This window comes from Azospirillum brasilense, from assembly GCF_005222205.1.
In the GTDB taxonomy this organism is placed as follows: Bacteria; Pseudomonadota; Alphaproteobacteria; order Azospirillales; family Azospirillaceae; genus Azospirillum; species Azospirillum brasilense_G.
The window spans coordinates 2,821,043-2,836,566 of the sequence record NZ_CP032345.1 but is presented as its reverse complement, the minus strand read 5'-3'; the positions used below and the strand labels follow the sequence as shown (position 1 = coordinate 2,836,566).

The 15,524-nt window shown below is 70.0% G+C and carries 15 protein-coding genes; 4 read left to right on the top strand and 11 right to left on the bottom strand.

The features are described 5' to 3' along the window. Positions 1-181: 181 nt before the first annotated feature. From D3869_RS13530 to D3869_RS13500, 7 genes are all read right to left on the bottom strand, one after another. Positions 182-2,134, bottom strand: coding sequence for a response regulator (locus D3869_RS13530; protein ID WP_137140444.1), 1,953 nt, complete (start codon positions 2,132-2,134; stop codon positions 182-184). Positions 2,135-2,147: 13 nt separating this feature from the next. Continuing rightward, positions 2,148-4,244 (bottom strand): ATP-binding protein, encoded by a 2,097-nt coding sequence (locus tag D3869_RS13525; RefSeq protein ID WP_137140443.1) that lies wholly within the window; start codon positions 4,242-4,244, stop codon positions 2,148-2,150. A gap of 51 nt (positions 4,245-4,295) precedes the next feature. Next, positions 4,296-4,727: an ArsC/Spx/MgsR family protein gene (locus D3869_RS13520; protein ID WP_035673230.1), complete on the bottom strand. Its 432-nt coding sequence runs from the start codon at positions 4,725-4,727 to the stop codon at positions 4,296-4,298. Positions 4,728-4,968: 241 nt separating this feature from the next. After that, complete coding sequence (locus tag D3869_RS13515; RefSeq protein ID WP_137140442.1) at positions 4,969-5,988, bottom strand: ABC transporter substrate-binding protein; 1,020 nt, start codon at positions 5,986-5,988, stop codon at positions 4,969-4,971. A gap of 35 nt (positions 5,989-6,023) precedes the next feature. After that, on the bottom strand, positions 6,024-6,833 hold the full coding sequence (locus D3869_RS13510) for an ABC transporter permease (protein ID WP_137114389.1): 810 nt from the start codon (positions 6,831-6,833) through the stop codon (positions 6,024-6,026). 24 nt (positions 6,834-6,857) lie between these two features. After that, complete coding sequence (locus D3869_RS13505; protein ID WP_137140441.1) at positions 6,858-7,712, bottom strand: ABC transporter ATP-binding protein; 855 nt, start codon at positions 7,710-7,712, stop codon at positions 6,858-6,860. A gap of 102 nt (positions 7,713-7,814) precedes the next feature. Beyond that, positions 7,815-8,552, bottom strand: coding sequence for an alpha/beta hydrolase family esterase (locus tag D3869_RS13500; protein WP_175426464.1), 738 nt, complete (start codon positions 8,550-8,552; stop codon positions 7,815-7,817). A gap of 269 nt (positions 8,553-8,821) precedes the next feature. On the opposite strand from D3869_RS13500, the gene D3869_RS13495 reads away from it, so the two are divergent. Continuing rightward, on the top strand, positions 8,822-9,487 hold the full coding sequence (locus tag D3869_RS13495) for an ATP-dependent Clp protease proteolytic subunit (protein WP_137140439.1): 666 nt from the start codon (positions 8,822-8,824) through the stop codon (positions 9,485-9,487). Between the two features lie 6 nt (positions 9,488-9,493). Here the strand turns inward: D3869_RS13495 and D3869_RS13490 are convergent, their stop codons facing one another. Then, positions 9,494-10,675 (bottom strand): aminotransferase, encoded by a 1,182-nt coding sequence (locus D3869_RS13490; RefSeq protein ID WP_137140438.1) that lies wholly within the window; start codon positions 10,673-10,675, stop codon positions 9,494-9,496. 125 nt (positions 10,676-10,800) lie between these two features. Next, complete coding sequence (locus D3869_RS13485; protein WP_137140437.1) at positions 10,801-12,033, bottom strand: diaminopropionate ammonia-lyase; 1,233 nt, start codon at positions 12,031-12,033, stop codon at positions 10,801-10,803. 187 nt (positions 12,034-12,220) lie between these two features. On the opposite strand from D3869_RS13485, the gene D3869_RS13480 reads away from it, so the two are divergent. Next, positions 12,221-12,502, top strand: a complete 282-nt coding sequence (locus D3869_RS13480; RefSeq protein ID WP_014240219.1) for a DUF2312 domain-containing protein — start codon at positions 12,221-12,223, stop codon at positions 12,500-12,502. Between the two features lie 107 nt (positions 12,503-12,609). Here D3869_RS13480 and fliN read toward each other — a convergent pair whose 3' ends face one another. Next, positions 12,610-12,912, bottom strand: coding sequence for a flagellar motor switch protein FliN (fliN, locus tag D3869_RS13475; RefSeq protein WP_014240218.1), 303 nt, complete (start codon positions 12,910-12,912; stop codon positions 12,610-12,612). A gap of 196 nt (positions 12,913-13,108) precedes the next feature. Here fliN and D3869_RS13470 point away from each other — a divergent pair, with 196 nt between their 5' ends. Both D3869_RS13470 and D3869_RS33730 read left to right on the top strand, forming a co-directional pair. Then, the gene (locus tag D3869_RS13470; RefSeq protein WP_247895646.1) at positions 13,109-13,699 is read left to right on the top strand and encodes a rhodanese-like domain-containing protein; all 591 of its coding nucleotides are present in this window, start codon (positions 13,109-13,111) and stop codon (positions 13,697-13,699) included. Further along, positions 13,588-13,950, top strand: coding sequence for a sulfurtransferase (locus D3869_RS33730; protein ID WP_247895645.1), 363 nt, complete (start codon positions 13,588-13,590; stop codon positions 13,948-13,950). Before D3869_RS13470 ends, D3869_RS33730 begins: the two co-directional genes overlap by 112 nt. 3 nt (positions 13,951-13,953) lie before the next feature. Here the strand turns inward: D3869_RS33730 and murJ are convergent, their stop codons facing one another. Next, positions 13,954-15,504 (bottom strand): murein biosynthesis integral membrane protein MurJ, encoded by a 1,551-nt coding sequence (gene murJ, locus D3869_RS13465; RefSeq protein WP_137140436.1) that lies wholly within the window; start codon positions 15,502-15,504, stop codon positions 13,954-13,956. Positions 15,505-15,524: the final 20 nt, after the last annotated feature.

The following is a 15,524-nucleotide window of genomic DNA, read 5'->3' as shown; positions in this document are numbered from 1 at the left end:
CGGTGGGGGCAGCCCGCCCCGGCCGGAAAGATCCACGGAGCCCCGCTCCATCGTCATGGGTGTACCGCCGCGCAAGGCGCGATCCGCATAGACCCGTAATAGGAGGGGAGCCGTTAACAGCCCGTTTCGCTGTTCGCCTTCGTACGATCGGATTCTACCGTGAGCATACGATTTCCACCGCTCAGCGCCGGTTCACCAGAACCAGGATCTTCTCTTCGAGCTGTTCGGGAGAAAAGGGCTTGGCGATGTAGGCTGTGACGTCGTGGGCCATGGCCTCCTCGACCGCGATGATGGTGGCGAGCGCGGTGACCATCAGGAAGGGCATGTCGGGACGCACCGCGCGGACGAGCTTCAGGAACTCCAACCCCGACAGGCGCGGCATCTTCCAGTCGCAGACGATGAGGTCGAAGGCGCCCTGCCGCTCCTCGAACCGGGTCAGCGCCTCGCGCCCGTCCTGGGCGATGGTCAGGTCGGTGATGCCGAGGTCGCGCAGGATCATCTCGACATAGCCGCGGGCGGCCGGCTCGTCGTCGGCCAGCAGGACGCGCAGCGTGTTCATGGCGCGCATCGGCAGACCGGCGCCGGCCAGCGTGGCGAAGAACTGCGCGAAGCGGTCGGCCCGCTGCTCCGTCGCGTCCTTGCAGCGGGCGAGGTAGCCGCGCAGGAAGGCGGTGGAGCGGACATGGTGCCCGACCAGCTCGCGCGCCGCCGCCACGCATTTCCCCTCGGTGAAGGCCCCCTCGGCGAGCAGGCTGGCGAACTCCATGACCTCGTCGACGTTGGGCGGACGGTCCTTGGCGATGCGGGCGAAGACCTTGTTGGTGCGCAGGAAGGTGTTCTGGATCTCGTCGAGCATGCGAACGTAGCGCTCGCGCAGCCCGTCCGGCAGGGTGGAGCGCGCCACGCGCCGTTGCAGGTCGGCCAGCGCCTTGATGCGGGCGCGCGGCGTGCGCGCCGTCTCGAACAGGCGCTGGGTGAAGTCGCGGGCCTCGAGATGGCGGCGCAGATGGGCGACGATCATGCGTCGGCTGCGCTCCCCCGACACCGCCCCTTCGAAGGCCAGCAGATCGACGATGCGGGCGTAATGGCTCTTGGCGTGCAGCACCGCCTCCAGCCGCGCGCCGGACAGCAGCAGCGCCACCCGCCGGTCGATCAGCCGCGTCGTGCGCTCGCCGCCGATCACCCCGCCCTTCACCGTCAGGCGCGCGGCGAGGAGGCTGATCGCCGACAGCTCGTCCAGCACCGCCGCGACGCTGTTCGGCTCCGCCTTGGTGCCGGACAGCGGCGCGTCCCCCAGCAGGGCGTGGTGAACCCCCGCTTCCAGCCCCAGCCGGGCGGCGCGCGCCTGATGGCGGGCGACGAAGGCGGACAGACGGTGCAGGACCGCCGGGGCGTCGGGGTGCGACGGCGCCTCGCCCCGCCAGACCATCGCCATGGCGTCCAGCACGCCACGCAGCCCGTCCGCCCAGCCGAACAGCGCCTCGACCACCAGCCCGTTGGCCAGCATCTCCCCGACGATCTGGTCGAGGATGGCGATGCCCTCGCCGGACAGCCCGTCGCCGTCGAGCGACAGGATGCGCACCAGCCGAAGCTCGTGGTTGCGCCCTTCCCCCAACCAGGCGGACAGCCAGCAATCGATGGTGTGGCGTCCGGCGAAGCCCGGCGTCCGCGCCATGGTCTGGGCCACCGTGGCAGCGAACTGCTTGGCGTCGATGGACAGGGCGGTGCCGCTGTGGGCGCGCCGGGCGGTGACGGCCAGCACCTCCTGCTCCAGCCGCTTCAGCTCCTCCAGCCGCATGGCGGGCGACCGGCGGCCGGGGCGGGCCTGCCGCTGCGCGACCCGCTCCAGAACCTGGGCGCGGCGCGGCCAGTCGAGGAAGGAGCGCTGCGGCTCCACCTTGTGCAAGAATTCGGTGGGGGTGATGCCTCGCGTCTCCAGGAACTCCGCCAGCTCCTCCGCGATCAGGAATCGCGCGGCGGGGGCGAAGATCTCCTCGACCCGGACGCAGACGGCGGACTCCGGCGACTCCTCCGGCGCGTCGCCGCTCAGTTCGCCCAGGAGCGCGTCGACGTCGTAGGCTCCGATGGGAATGCCGTCGGTCGAAAGGGTGGAGGACGGCGGAGCGGCGTTCATCGATGCCCCGCCATCAGATCAGCAACGCGTGGATCGCGTCGGCCAGCTCGTCCGGGTTGATCGGCTTGCGCAGGAAGACGGTGCGGCATCCATCCGCCAGCAGGTCGTCCAGGCGTTCCGTCTCCGGCGGGTAGCCGGACATCAGGACGGTGGGAAGGTCCGGATTCTCCCGGCGCAGGGCACGGGCCACCGACGCGCCGCCGACCTGCGGCATCACGAGGTCGGTCACCAGCAGGTCGAAGGCTCCGCCATGGTCGGCGTAGGCGCGCAGGGCCTCGGTGCCGTCGGCGGCGCAGACCACCCGCATGCCCAGGTCCTCCAGCGTCAGGCGGATGAAGTCGCGCACCTGCGCCTCGTCCTCGACCAGCAGGACGGTGGCGGCCATCGACAGCCCCTCCATCTCGTCGTCCTCCGCGTCGAGGAACACGGCGCTGTCAAGACCGAAGGCGTCCAGACCGAAGGCGTCCAGGCCGGGAGCGTCCGCCTGCTGCGGCTCTGCGAGGTCCTCCACCGGGAAGCGGAGCGTGAAGATGGTGCCGCGCCCCGGCTCGCTGTCCACCTCCACCGTGCCGCCCGCCCGCGCGACCGTGGAATAGACCAGCGCCAGCCCCAGCCCGGTTCCGGCCCCCGGCTCCTTGGTGGTGAAGAAGGGCTCGAAGATGCGGTCGATCACCGCCGGGTCGATGCCGCAACCGGTGTCGGCAACGGTGATGGTGACTCCGAGATCGTCCGTCCGCTCCACCGCGATGGTGATCGGCCCGCCCTCCGGCATGGCGTCGCGCGCGTTGAGCACGAGGTTGAGCAGCGACTGGTGCAGCAGGGCCGGGTCGATGGTCACCACCGCCCCGCCGCCCGCGCCCTCGATCCGCAGCGGGTGGCGTTCGCCCAGCGTGGGGCCGAGGAAGCGGCGCAAATCGTCGATCACCGCGCCGACGCGCACGGGACGCGCCGCGTCGGTCTGGCCGGGCCGCCCGAAGCTGAGAAGCTGGGCGGTCAGGCCGGAGGCGCGGTCGGTTGCCTTGACGATCTCGGTCAGGCATTGCTCGACCCGCGGGCGGTCCTGCGGGGCGCGGCGGGCCATCTGGGCGAAGCCGCCGATGGCGGTCAGCATGTTGTTGAACTCGTGCGCGATGCCGCCGGCCAGTTGGCCGATGGCCTGCATCTTCTGGGCCTGCTGGATGGCCCGCTCCGCCTGCTTGCGCCCGGTGATGTCGGTGAGCACGAGGAACCACGCCGCGTCGCCCTCGACCGCGAAGGGGTGGATGCCGACCTCCAGCTCCCGCAGGGCGCCCTGCGCGGTGAGGAAGCGGGCCTCGACCGGCGGCGGGGCCTCCGGACCGCTGCCGGGCGGGGGCAGCCAGTCGAACAGGCGCTGCACCCCGTCGAACTCCGTCGCCTCGACCAGCGGGATGCGCAGCATCGCATCGGGATCGCCATTGCCCAGAATCAGCGCGGCGGAGCGGTTGGCGAAACGCAGCCGCAGCCCGTCCCAGATCAGGATGCCGTAGGGGGCCATCTCGACCAGCCGGCGGTAGCGCGCCTCGCTGTCGGCCAGCGCCTCCTCGTGGCGCTTCAGTTCGGTGATGTCGGTGAGGATCTTGACCACGCCGCCGAAGCGTGTGGCGTGCTCGCTGATGCGGTACCAGCGCCCGTCGCCGAGCCGGTGGTCGGTCGGCGGCCCGCTGCGGATGTGGCGGTTCAGCCGCTCGGCGATCCAGTCGGACGGGTCGCCGAGATCGTCGCCGGCCGCACCCCGCTCCACCGCGACCCGCAGCAGGTCGGCGAAACGGACGCCGGGAACCAGATGGTCGGACAGCAGCGGGTAGGCGGCGCGGTAGCGGTCGTTGCACAGCACCAGCCGCCCGTCGGCGCCGAACAGCACAAAGCCTTCGGAGACGCAGCCGATGGCATCGGACAGCAGCGCGCGGAAATGCGCCTCGCCTGCCTCCAGGAGATGGCTCGGAACCGGGTCGTCCAGGGCGGCCGTCAGCTGGTCGCGCAACGCCCGCAACGGCTCCCGAAAATCGTTCAGTACGCCGGGCGGCGCGGCGGAGAGCCGCGCGCCCAGGCTGGTGAGGAGTTCCGCAAGCTCTTGGTCGGGCCGGTCCATAGCCCGGCATTCAACCACTCCCCCCGGTCCCCCCGCCAGTTGATTCCGCGCTCAGCCCTGCTTCGGGAAATGGTGATGGCCGTGGTCGCAGACGCCGCGCGAATGCTTGTCGTCGCAGCTTTCGCCAGACGCGGTCAGGCCGATCCAGGCGTGCAGCGTGTTGGGGTCGAATCCGGCCTTGCGGTCCGCCCCGACCTGGAGCAGCGGGCGGCGGATCAGGTCGCGGTCGGCCAGCAGGGCGGCCAGCGCCGACTCCTCGTCCAGCTCGTCGGGCTTCACGGCGCCGGTCTTCACGGCGGCGGCGCGGCGGTTGAACCAGTCCTCGACCGGACGGTCCTCGAAGAAGGGGCGCAGGGTTTCGGCGGTGAGGGGTTCGGCGGCCAGATCGCGCTCCACCAGCGTGTGGCCGGCGGCCTGGAGTTGAAGCTTCTGCTTGGCGTTCGCCGTGCAGCCGGACAGACCGTAAAAGATCACTTCCGTCATAGGGTTGGTGCTCCGCATCGAAACAGGACGAATTAGGTCCAGTCTACCGGCGCGGAGACCGGGGGTGCCGGTGACGGAATGTCGCACCCGTCTCCCCTCTCCTGCCCCGGGAGAGGGAGGGACCCGCCGCGAAGCGGTGGGAGGGTGAGGGTATCGCCAAGGATCACCGGCTCCATCCTTGGACGACCCTCACCCGCCCGCTGTCGCGGGCACCCTCTCCCGGGGCGGGAGAGGGAACAAATCACTTGATGCGCTTCAGCGAGTCCTCGACGTAGGTGTTGGTGTAGGTCTTGGACAGGTCGATGTCCGTCGCGGCGACCGCCTTGTCGAAGGCCTTCAGCACCTTGTAGGCGGCCTCCGCCCCCTCCTGGGAAAACCGGCCGTCGGGCGAATAGGTCGGCTTCGAATGCTCGAAGGCCTGGGCGTAGAGCGTCTGGTTGCCGAGGAAGTATTCCGGCGGCAGGACCTTCAGGACGTCCTCGGTCTTGGCCTGATCCAGCCACTTCAGTGTCCGCACGAAGACGTCGACCAGCGCCTGGGTGGTCTTCGGATTCTCCTTGATGAAGGCCGGCGTGGTGTAGAGCACCGCCGCCGGGTACGGCCCGCCGTAGGTGTCCAGCGTGCCCTTCTCCGTCCGGGTGTCGGCGATGGTGGTGACGTCGCCGTCGGCCTCCAGCTGGCTGATCACCGGGTCGAGGTTGGCGATGGCGTCGATTTCGCCGCGCTTCACCGCGGCCACCGCGCTGGGGCCGCCGCCGACGCCGATGAAGGACACATCCTCCGGCGTCATGCCGTGCTGGGTCAGCAGGTAGTTGACCATGAAGTTGGTCGAGGAGCCGGGGGCGGTCACGCCGATCTTCTTGCCCTTCAGCTCCTTGATCGACGTGATCGTGCCGGCCTTGTTGACCGCGGCCAGAACGATGCCCGGATAGCGGCCCAGCAGGGCGACGGCGGTGATCGGCTGACCCTTGGCCTGCATCTGCACCGTGTGGTCGAAGGCGCCCGTCACGATGTCCGCCGAGCCGCCGACCAGCGCCTGGAGGCTCTTGGCGCCGCCGCCGAAGTCGTTGATCTCGACGTTCAGCCCGGCCTCCTTGAAGTAGCCGAGCCGCTCCGCCACCGTCAGCGGCAGGTAATAGAGCAGCGGCTTGCCGCCGACCGCCAGCTTCAGGTCCTTCTTCTCCACCTGCTGGGCGTTCGCCCCGCCGATGCCGAAGGCCAGGACCACCGCCGCGGCGGCGATCACGCTTTTCATACGCATGGCTTCCCTCCCAAGTTTCTTTCTGTATGGCGCAGTCATCCCTGCGCGTTGGTCGTCTGCGCCTCCTGCGGGCGCCAGTGCAGAAGGCGTTTCTCGATGACGGTCACCACGGCGTCGATCACCACGACGAAGATCGTCAGCACCAGCATGCCGGAGAAGACGCCGACCGTGTCGAACACCCCCTCCGCCTGATGGATGCGGTAGCCGAGGCCGGCGGCGGAGCCGAGATACTCGCCCACCACCGCGCCGACCATGGCGAAGCCGACCGCGGTGTGCAGGCTGGAAAAGACCCAGGACAGGGCGGACGGCAGATAGACGTGCCGGAACAGGTGCCGGTTGCTCGCCCCCAGCATCCTGGCGTTGGCCAGCACCACCGGGCTGACCTCCTTCACGCCCTGGTAGACGTTGAAGAAGACGATGAAGAAGACCAGCGTCACCCCCAGCGCCACCTTCGACCAGATGCCGAGGCCGAGCCACAGCGCGAAGATCGGCGCCAGCACCACGCGGGGCAGCGCGTTGACCGCCTTGATGTAGGGGTCGAAGACGATGGAGACCAACGGCGCGCGGGCGAACCAGAATCCGAAGGCGATTCCCGCCACCGTCCCGATGACGAAGGCCAGCGCGGTCTCCAGAAGCGTGATTCCCAGATGGTACCAGATCACCCCGGATGCGAAGTCGCTCCAGGTGCGCTCCAGCACCGCCAGCGGCGTGCCGAAGAAGAAGGGGCTCAGGATCTTCGTCGCGGTCAGGACGTGCCAGATCAGGAAGAAACCGATCAGCACGGCGACCTGCAGCAGCAGGATCACCGGGCGGCTCGGCAGGCGTTTCACACGGGCCACGGCCATGGGGTCCTCACGTCGGCTTGGACGTCATTTCAGTTTGGTTTGGGCGTAGCCCTTCAGCACTTCCTCGCGCAGCTGCCCCCAGATCTCCCGGTGCAGGTCGAGGAAGCGCGGCGTCATGCGGATCTCCGCCACGTCGCGCGGGCGCTCCAGATCCACCCGGTACTCGCCGATCAGCCGCGCGCCGGGGCCGGCCGACAGCACCAGCACCCGGTCGGACATGGAGATGGCCTCCTCCAGGTCGTGGGTGATGAAGACCACCGACTTGCGGTCCGCCGACCACAGGTCGAGCAGCTCGTTCTCCATCAGCTGCCGCGTCTGGATGTCGAGCGCCGAGAAGGGCTCGTCCATCAGCACGATCTTCGGATCGACGATCAGCGTCTGGGCCAGCGCCACCCGCTTGCGCATCCCGCCGGAGAGCTGGTGGGGGTAGCGGTCGCCGAAGCGGTCCAGCCCGACGCGGGCCAGCCAGGGGCGCGCCCGCTCCTCCGCCTCGCGCCGCGGCACGCCACGGAACTCCAGCCCGGCGGCGACATTCTCCAGCGCCGACTTCCAGGGCATCAGCGCGTCCGCCTGGAACATGTAACCGGCGTGCGGATTGATGCCGTCGACCGGCTCCCCGAAGGTCAAGGCACGCCCGGAACTGGGGGCGAGCAGCCCCGCCGCGACGTTCAGGATCGTCGATTTGCCGCTGCCGGTCGGCCCGACGATGGACACGAACTCCCCCGCGGCGACCGACAGGGTCACGCCCTGGACCGCCGTGTAGGTCTGCCCGCGCCCGTCGGGCGATGGAAAGGTGCAGGTCACGCCGTCCAGGCGGAGCGCGGCCTTGTCCGCCCCCTCCGTCCGCAGGGCGGCCGCCACGGCGGCGCTGTCTGACATCAATGCGTTTCTTCCCTGATGGTCGTTTTCACGGCATCTTGGCGGAATGAGGCGGCCTCGGCAATGGGCACCGCCAACAATCGTTTTTGCGGACGATGAAGCTCAGTCCAGCCGCGCGAAGAAGGCCATGATCGCCGACCCCACCCCTTGCGGCCATTGATGCGGGTAAAAGCGACCGTTGCGCGTCCGGTCGTCGGCCAGCGGGCACCACAGCACCGGGTTGGCCTCGCCCTCGGCGCCGTAGCGGCGGCAATTGAAGCGGCGCGGCTCGTCGGGCTCGCTGCCCGTCGGCAACCCGTCCTGGGCCAGCAGCGCGCGGCGCAGGCGCAGGGCTTCGGACAGCGGCACCTGCTCGTCGCGCGGGTTGTGCAGGACCATGGCGGCGACCGGTCCGCCGCAGTCCTTGGGCCGCGCAGCCCCTCCGCCGAGGCTGGCCAGCCCGCGGATCACCCCGCCCCGCGCGCAGGCGAGGCTGTTGGCGAAGGACCCGCCCAGGGAATGGCCGACGACGAACACCCGGCCCATGTCGATGCAATAGCTCGCCGCCATGCTTTCCAGAACGGCGTCGAACAGCCGGAAATCGCGCAGCCGGTCCGGCGGGTCGCCGGGGTCGGACCAGACGTTCAAGCCACGGGAGTCCTTCAGGCTGGCGGGATAGACGACGATCGCCGGCTCCTCCGCCTGCCCTTCCAGGCCGAAGTAGCGCCGCACCTCGGCGTTGCTGTTGGTCCGCCCGTGGAAGGCGACGACGAGGCTGAAAGGACGGTCGGGGCGGTAGCCCTCCGGCACGGCCACGATCACGCCGCGTGCCGCCCCGTCCAACGTCACATGGTCGGGCACCGTTGCCGGGGCCGGCGTTCCGCAGCCGCTCGATAATTGTTGCGGTGCCACATTATTAACCAATTCCGCCGCTAAGCCCTGAGCGGCCCACAGAATCAGCATGGTCGCAGCGCAAAATGCGCAAAATTGTTTCACCATTCACAGCCCGAACGATCGCCTTCCTCCATAAACAGCCTGCGGCGAGGGACGTTGCACCTTTGGGCAGGCCTGGCGTTAACCATCACGCAAGCATTTCCCGGCACCTTCCTTCGCAGAGCAAGGAGGTTTCGATGCCGGTTCGCGCGACTGCACGCATGATGGTTCTGGGGCTGCTGCTGGCCGTCGGCTCGTCTGGGGCCGCGACCGCCGACAGCCTGTCGGTGAACCGTCCGAACCCGGCGCCGCCGCCCGTCGCCTCCGACTTCCCCGACGCCACGCTGGTCCGCGTCGATCAGGTGGACTCCACCACGCTGCGGCTGGACGGCATCATCACCCCGGCCGTGGAGCAGCGCTTCTCCGACGCGCTGCGCAGCGTGCCGGCCGGCCAGCCGGTGGTGGTCGAACTGTCCAGCCCCGGCGGCTTCACGACCGCGGGCTACCGCATGATCGACCTGATGCTGGCGGAACGGCAGGCCGGGCGTGCCGTTGCCACCCGCGTGGCCGGCGGACAGTCCTGCGAGAGCATGTGCGTCGGCCTTTATCTGGCCGGCTACCCGCGCTACGCCGCCCCGACCGCGGAGTTCATGGTGCACGCCCCGCGTCTGGCCGAGAACGGCCGCATGACGCTGCGCTCCACCGACCAGATGGTGAAGCGTCTGGTCGCGCTGGGGGCCGCCCCCGCCTGGATCGAGCGGGTGCGGGCCGCCGGCGGTTTCTCCGGCAGCCTCGACTACCGCGACAACGCCGACCATCTGGCGGCGGTGGGCGCCAACATCGTCACCCACCTGATCCGCTGAGCGTCCTTACGCTTCGCTTTCCTTGAGGCGCCGGGCGATCTCCGGCATGACCGCCGCGTCGACGTTGGCGAAGGCGAAGCGCAGGTAATCGTCCTGGCCGGGACCGAACATGGAACCGGGCAGGCACAGGATGTTGTGATCGCGGGCCAGCCCCTCGGCCACGTCGTGGGCGCGCCTGCCGGCGAAGGGATGCCGGACATAGGCGAAATAGGCCCCGATGCTGGCGATGCGGTAGCCGGTGCCGCTGGCCTCCATTGCCGATTGGAAGGCGTGGACGCGGGCCAGGATGTCGCCGCGCTTCTCCGCCACCCAGCCGTCGAGATTCTCCAGCCCGAACAGCGCCGCCTTCTGCCCGACATGCGGGGCGCAGATGGCCAGGCAATCCATCACCTTGCGCGCCTGGGACAGCAGGCCGGCGTCGGCGATCACCGCGCCGACCCGGTAGCCGGCGAGACTGTAGACCTTGGAGAAGCTGTAGAGCTGGACCAGCGTGCGCCGCCAGCCCGGCCGCTGGAACAGCCCATGCGGCGCCCGCCCCTCCCAATCCGGAAAGTCGCGGTAGGTCTCGTCGAGCAGCAGCTTGACACCGCGCCGCTCGCACAGCTCGTACAGCGCCGCGATGGCCTCGGGCGGGGCGATGGCGCCGGTCGGGTTGTTGGGGGAGATCAGCACCAGCGCGCGGGTGCCGGCGTCGATCAGCCGCTCGGCCTCCGCCGGGTCGGGGATCAGCCCGTTCTCCTCGCGCAGTGCCAGCGGCCGGGCCTCGATGCCCAGCATGTCCAGCGTCATCTTGTGGTTGAAGTACCAGGGGGCGGGCAGGATCACGTTGTCGCCGGCCCGCGCCAGCCCCATCACCGCCACCGCGAAGGCCTGGTTGCAGCCGGCGGTGATCAGCACCTCGCTCGCCGCGACGTCCGCGCCGTAGAGCGAGCCGGTGCGCCGGGCCAGCGCGGCGGTCAGCGGCGGGATGCCGTCGATGGCGGTGTAGCGTGCGGTGTCCGGCGCCCGCACCTGCTCGGCCAGATGGGCGGTCAGCGCGTCGGCGGGCGGGTAGCCGGGCACCGCCTGACAGAGGTCGATCAGCGGCTTGTCCGCCGGAAAGCTGCGGCCTTCCACCCAGCGCCACGCCTCGGCGATGGGCGGGGCCTCCGTGGCGGCGACGAGCGGGTTGACGTCTCTGCGGTCCATTCCCTGATGTCCAGTCTGCGGGGTCCGATTTTTATGGGACGCCATGGTGGACGCCCCGCCGGGCTCACGCAAGGGACCAGAACAGGGGAACGCGCATGGCAGGCCATGCGGAGACAAAGCAGGGGTCAGGCGCCGCCCAGCACCGCGTCCGGCTTGCGGCCCACCAGGGACTCGTAGACCTCCGGGTCGGTCGCCCCTTCCGATCCGAAGACCAGCACGCGGGCGTCCGGAGCAAGACCCAGGCTGGCGCGGGTCGCCGGGTCCGCCGCGGCGCAGAGCAGGCCCGCCAGACCGGCCACACCGGATTCCCCGCCCACGATGGGCCGCCCGCCGTGGCGTCCCTCGGCCAACAGGCGCATCGTCGCCACCGCCGCGTCGTCGGGGATGGTCAGGAAATCGTCGGCGCCGCGCTCCAGGATCGCCCAGGCCAGGAGGGATACCTCGCCACAGGCGAGCCCGGCCATCAGCGTCTCCAGATCGCCCTTGGACGGCGTCGGGCGACCGTTGACGGCGCTCTGGTACAGGCAGTCGGCGGCGTGCGGCTCCACCACCACGAAGCGCGGGCGCTGGCGGCCCCAGCTTTCCCACAGATGGCCGCAGACGGCGGCGGGCAAGGCCCCCACCCCGCCCTGCACGAAGACGTGGGTCGGGCGCTCGCTGGCCGGAAGCTGGCTGATCGCCTCCTCCACCATCACGGTGTAGCCCTGCATGACGTCGCGGGGAATGTCCATGTAGCCGGTGTAGGAGGTGTCGGAGACGACGTGCCGGCCATGCTCCCGCGCGTCCGCCGCGGCCTGCCGCACCGCGTCGTCGTAGTTGCCGGCCACGCGGACGACGCGGGCGTCGAAGGACTCGATCGCCTGCTGCCGCCCCTGCGAGCAGTTGCCGGGAATGTAGATGACGCAGCCGCAGCCGAACACCTGGGCGCCCCAGGCGACGGAGCGGCCGTGGTTGCCGTCGGTCGCCGTGGTCACCGTGATGCCGCGGGTCACCTTGGCGTAGCGCCCGACCACCAGATCCAGCGCGGTCACCGGCACGCCGGGCACGCGGGCCTGCACCTCGCGCACCAGCAGGCGCAGCACGGCGTAGGCGCCGCCCAGCGCCTTGAAGCTGTGCAGGTTGAAGCGGCTGCTTTCGTCCTTGTACCAGATGCGGTCGATGCCGGCGGCGCGGGCCAGCCCGCTCAAGGAGCGCAGCGGGGTCGGGGCGTAGCCCGGCCAGGCGCCGATCTCGCTCATCGCGTCTTGGAAAGCGGCGCGGCTCAGGATCGCCCGCTCGGCGGAGCCGTAGGGCTGGTCCGTGTCGACGCGCGGATTCGAGAAGAGACGCGGGGTGCCAAGCGGCGGCAGGTCGGACATCGTGTTCGCTCTCCAGCGCCGCAGGGACGGCCGCAGCCACGAAAGCATTGCCGGCCACGCCGCGTCAAGCCACGCGCGTTGTCCCCGGACAAAGCGCCGCGAGCTGTGCTAACAGCGCCTCCCCCCGCGGCCCGGCCATGGCGCCGGAGGCCGCGGGGTCCCCGTTCCTGAAGGAGATGGTACCGTCGTGACGACCGGTTTCAACACCACCGCCGCCGACCAGTTGAAGCAGTTCGCCGACCGCATGGAGCGGTTGATGGACGAGATCGACGGCCTGAAGGCCGACCTGAAGGACCTGCGCAGCGAGGTCAAATCCGCCGGCTTCAACATCAAGGCGCTCGACAAGCTGGTCGCCATCCGCCGCAAGGACGCCGGCGAGCAGGAGGCCGAGCTGCTGAACGACCTGATGCTCTATGCCCACGCCACCGGCACGCCGCTGGACATCGTGGTCCCCGAACCGGCCGAGTGACGCCGTAAGGATCGTTGCGAAGCCGCAACATGAATGTTCCGGGAGCGCAACATGACGTTTCGCTCCCGGAACATGTCATTGCGCAAGCGCGTCAAAGCGCCGAAACCTTAGCGCTTCCACTCGCGGCTGGATTTCACGAAGTCGGTCAGCGTGACGCCGATCTTGTCGTCCACGATGACGACCTCGCCGCGGGCGACGAGCACACCCTCCACATAGACGTCGGTCGGGTCCTTCAGGTGCCGGTCCAGTTCCACAACGGCGCCGCGGCCCAGCTTCAGAAGGTCGCGGACGCGCAGCATGGCGGTGCCGATGACCACCTTGATCTCGACCGGCGCGTCGCCGATGGCGAAGGCGTCGCTGCTCATGTCGTCGGACGAGCCGGCGCCCAGCAGATCGTCGATGTTGGCCATGCCGCACTCCTTACACCCCGGGTCATCGGACCCGTCAACCGACTAGAGTTACCGCACCGGGCGCGCCGGGGCAACGGCGACCGTCGCAACGCCCTGCGACAAGGATGGGAAACAACAGCGCAGATTTGGTTTTCCTGCGCCGCCTTGTGTTGATACCCTGCCCGTCCGACGTGAAACCAGCCGCGAAGGCAGAGCCATGACGACCGAATCCCAACGCCCGCTGGTCGACAGCGCCTGGCTGAAGGGCGCCCTCAACCGCCCGGACCTCGTGATCCTCGACGTGCGCACGCCGCCGTCGGGCGGCTTCATCCCCGGCTCGATCCATTCCGACTACGCGAAGGCCGGCTGGCGGGCGACGGTGGACGGCGTTCCGGGCCTGCTGCCCGAAACGGCCGTTCTGGAAGGGCTGATCGGCGGGCTGGGGATCGGCAACGGTGACCACGTCGTGCTGGTCGCCAGCGGCCTGAGCGCCGCCGACATGGGGAACGCGACGCGCGTCTATTGGACCTTCAAGACGCTCGGCCATGACCGCGTGTCGGTGCTGGACGGCGGCTTCGCCGCCTGGAGCGACGCCGGACATCCCGTCGTCACGGCCGCCGCCACCCGCCCCGCCGCAACCTTCACCGCGGCCCCCGCGAGGACCTGCGCGCGCCCCTGCCCGTGGTCGCGGCGGCGGTGGCCGGCGGCTCCGTCCCGCTTCTGGATTCCCGCTCCGCCGAGCAGTTCGAGGGCAAGGCCAAGAGCCCACAGGCCCGCGTTCCGGGCACGCTGCCGGGGGCGGTGCTGATCGAGAATGGCGCCTTCTACTCCGCCGCCGAGAAGCGCTTCCTCCCCGCCGACGCGGTGAAGGCGCTGGCCGATCGGGCCGGGACGGGCGATGCCACGATCACCTTCTGCAACACCGGCCACCTCGCCTCGGTGTCCTGGTTCGCGCTGAGCGAGGTGGCGGGGATCGACGGGGTCCGGCTCTATGACGGGTCGATGTCGGAATGGACCGCCGACCCGGCCCGCCCAGTCAAGAACGGGCCGGCGGCGTAACCATCAAGCGCTCTTGCGGCGCCGGCGGAACCGCCCGAGGTCCGACCGGCGCAGCAGGCCCAGCGCCACCGCCAGCACGGCGTAGACCAGCAGGCCGGCAAGGCCCAGCAGCACCAGCCCGCCCAGCCGTTCGAACAGCCCATGAGCGGTCAGCCAGGACGACAGCTGGGTCTGCACCAGCCACAGCGTGCCGCCCATGGCGAGCGCCGCGATGGCCATGCGCGGCAGGTTGCGCAGCAGCCGGGCGTCGGCCTTGAACAGCCCGCGCCGGGTCAGCAGCCACGCCAGCAGCCCGGCGTTGACCCAGGCGGCGACCGAGGTCGCCACCGCCAGCCCGACCTGGGCCAGCGGCCCCATCAGCGCCAGTTTCAGCGCCACGTTGACCACCGTCGCGGCCAGCGCCACCCGCACCGGGGTCGCCGTGTCGTGCCGGGCGTAGAAGCCGTTGACGAGGCTGCGGATCACCACGAAGGCCGGCAGGCCCAGCGCGTAGGCTTGCAGGGTGGCGGCGGACTGCGCCGCGTCGGTCGGGCCGAAGGCGCCGTGCTGGAACAGCACCGACACGATGGGCAGGCCGGCGACCAGGAAGGCGGCCGCGGCCGGCAGGGTCAGCACCAGCGACAGTTCCACCGCCCGGTTCTGGCTCTCCACCGCGCCGGGCTCGTCGCCGCCCTTGATGCGCCGGGCCATTTCCGGAAGCAGAACGGTTCCCACCGCGATCCCGATGACGCCCAGCGGCAACTGGTTCAGCCGGTCCGCGTAGTAGAGGTAGGACACCGCCCCGGTGGGCAGCAGCGATGCGATCAGCGTGTCGACGAACAGGTTGATCTGCGTCAGGCCGGACCCCAGCGCCGCCGGCCCCAGCACGGTCAGGAACCGCTTCACGTCCGGCGTCAGGCGCGGCAGGGGCAACCGCAGCCCCATCCCGGCGCGGCTGGCCTCCCAATAGAGATAGAGGAACTGCGCCAGCCCGGCGGCGAAGACGCCCCAGGACAGGGCGTGGCCCACCGTGGGCATCAGCGGTGCCGCCAGCACCATCGCCGCGATCAGGCACAGGTTGAGCAGGATCGGCGCCGCCGCCGCCGCCCCGAACCGCCCCATGCTGTTCAGAACCCCGGCCAGCAGCGATTCCAGCGAGATGAACAGCAGGTACGGAAAGGTGATGCTGGTGAAGAGGACGGCCAGCCGGAACTTCTCCGGCTCGTCGGAGAAGCCCGGCGCAAAGACCGTCATGAACTGCGGCATGATCGCCAGGATGCCGGCCAGGAACAGCAATTGCACCGCCAGCAGCAGGCTCATCACCTCCTCGGCGAAGCGCTTCGCGGCGGCCTGCCCGTCCTGCACCAGCTTGGCGGAGAACAGCGGCACGAAGGCCGAGTTGAAGGCCCCCTCGGCGAACAGGGCGCGGAAATGGTTGGGCAGCCGGAACGCCACGAAGAAGGCGTCGGCCACCGGCCCGGCGCCGAGCAGTGCTGCGGTCAGGACGTCGCGCAGGAAGCCAAGGACGCGGCTGACCAGCGTCAGCCCGCCGACGGAGAGGATGTTGCGGAGCACGGTGGGTACGGGTCCTCTGA

Coding starts and splice junctions, on each gene's coding strand:
- D3869_RS13530 (WP_137140444.1), bottom strand. CDS start 2,134: ATGAACGCCGCTCCGCCGTCCTCCACCCTTTCGACCGACGGCATTCCC.
- D3869_RS13525 (WP_137140443.1), bottom strand. CDS start 4,244: ATGGACCGGCCCGACCAAGAGCTTGCGGAACTCCTCACCAGCCTGGGC.
- D3869_RS13520 (WP_035673230.1), bottom strand. CDS start 4,727: ATGACGGAAGTGATCTTTTACGGTCTGTCCGGCTGCACGGCGAACGCC.
- D3869_RS13515 (WP_137140442.1), bottom strand. CDS start 5,988: ATGCGTATGAAAAGCGTGATCGCCGCCGCGGCGGTGGTCCTGGCCTTC.
- D3869_RS13510 (WP_137114389.1), bottom strand. CDS start 6,833: ATGGCCGTGGCCCGTGTGAAACGCCTGCCGAGCCGCCCGGTGATCCTG.
- D3869_RS13505 (WP_137140441.1), bottom strand. CDS start 7,712: ATGTCAGACAGCGCCGCCGTGGCGGCCGCCCTGCGGACGGAGGGGGCG.
- D3869_RS13495 (WP_137140439.1), top strand. CDS start 8,822: ATGCCGGTTCGCGCGACTGCACGCATGATGGTTCTGGGGCTGCTGCTG.
- D3869_RS13490 (WP_137140438.1), bottom strand. CDS start 10,675: ATGGACCGCAGAGACGTCAACCCGCTCGTCGCCGCCACGGAGGCCCCG.
- D3869_RS13485 (WP_137140437.1), bottom strand. CDS start 12,033: ATGTCCGACCTGCCGCCGCTTGGCACCCCGCGTCTCTTCTCGAATCCG.
- fliN (WP_014240218.1), bottom strand. CDS start 12,912: ATGGCCAACATCGACGATCTGCTGGGCGCCGGCTCGTCCGACGACATG.
- D3869_RS13470 (WP_247895646.1), top strand. CDS start 13,109: ATGACGACCGAATCCCAACGCCCGCTGGTCGACAGCGCCTGGCTGAAG.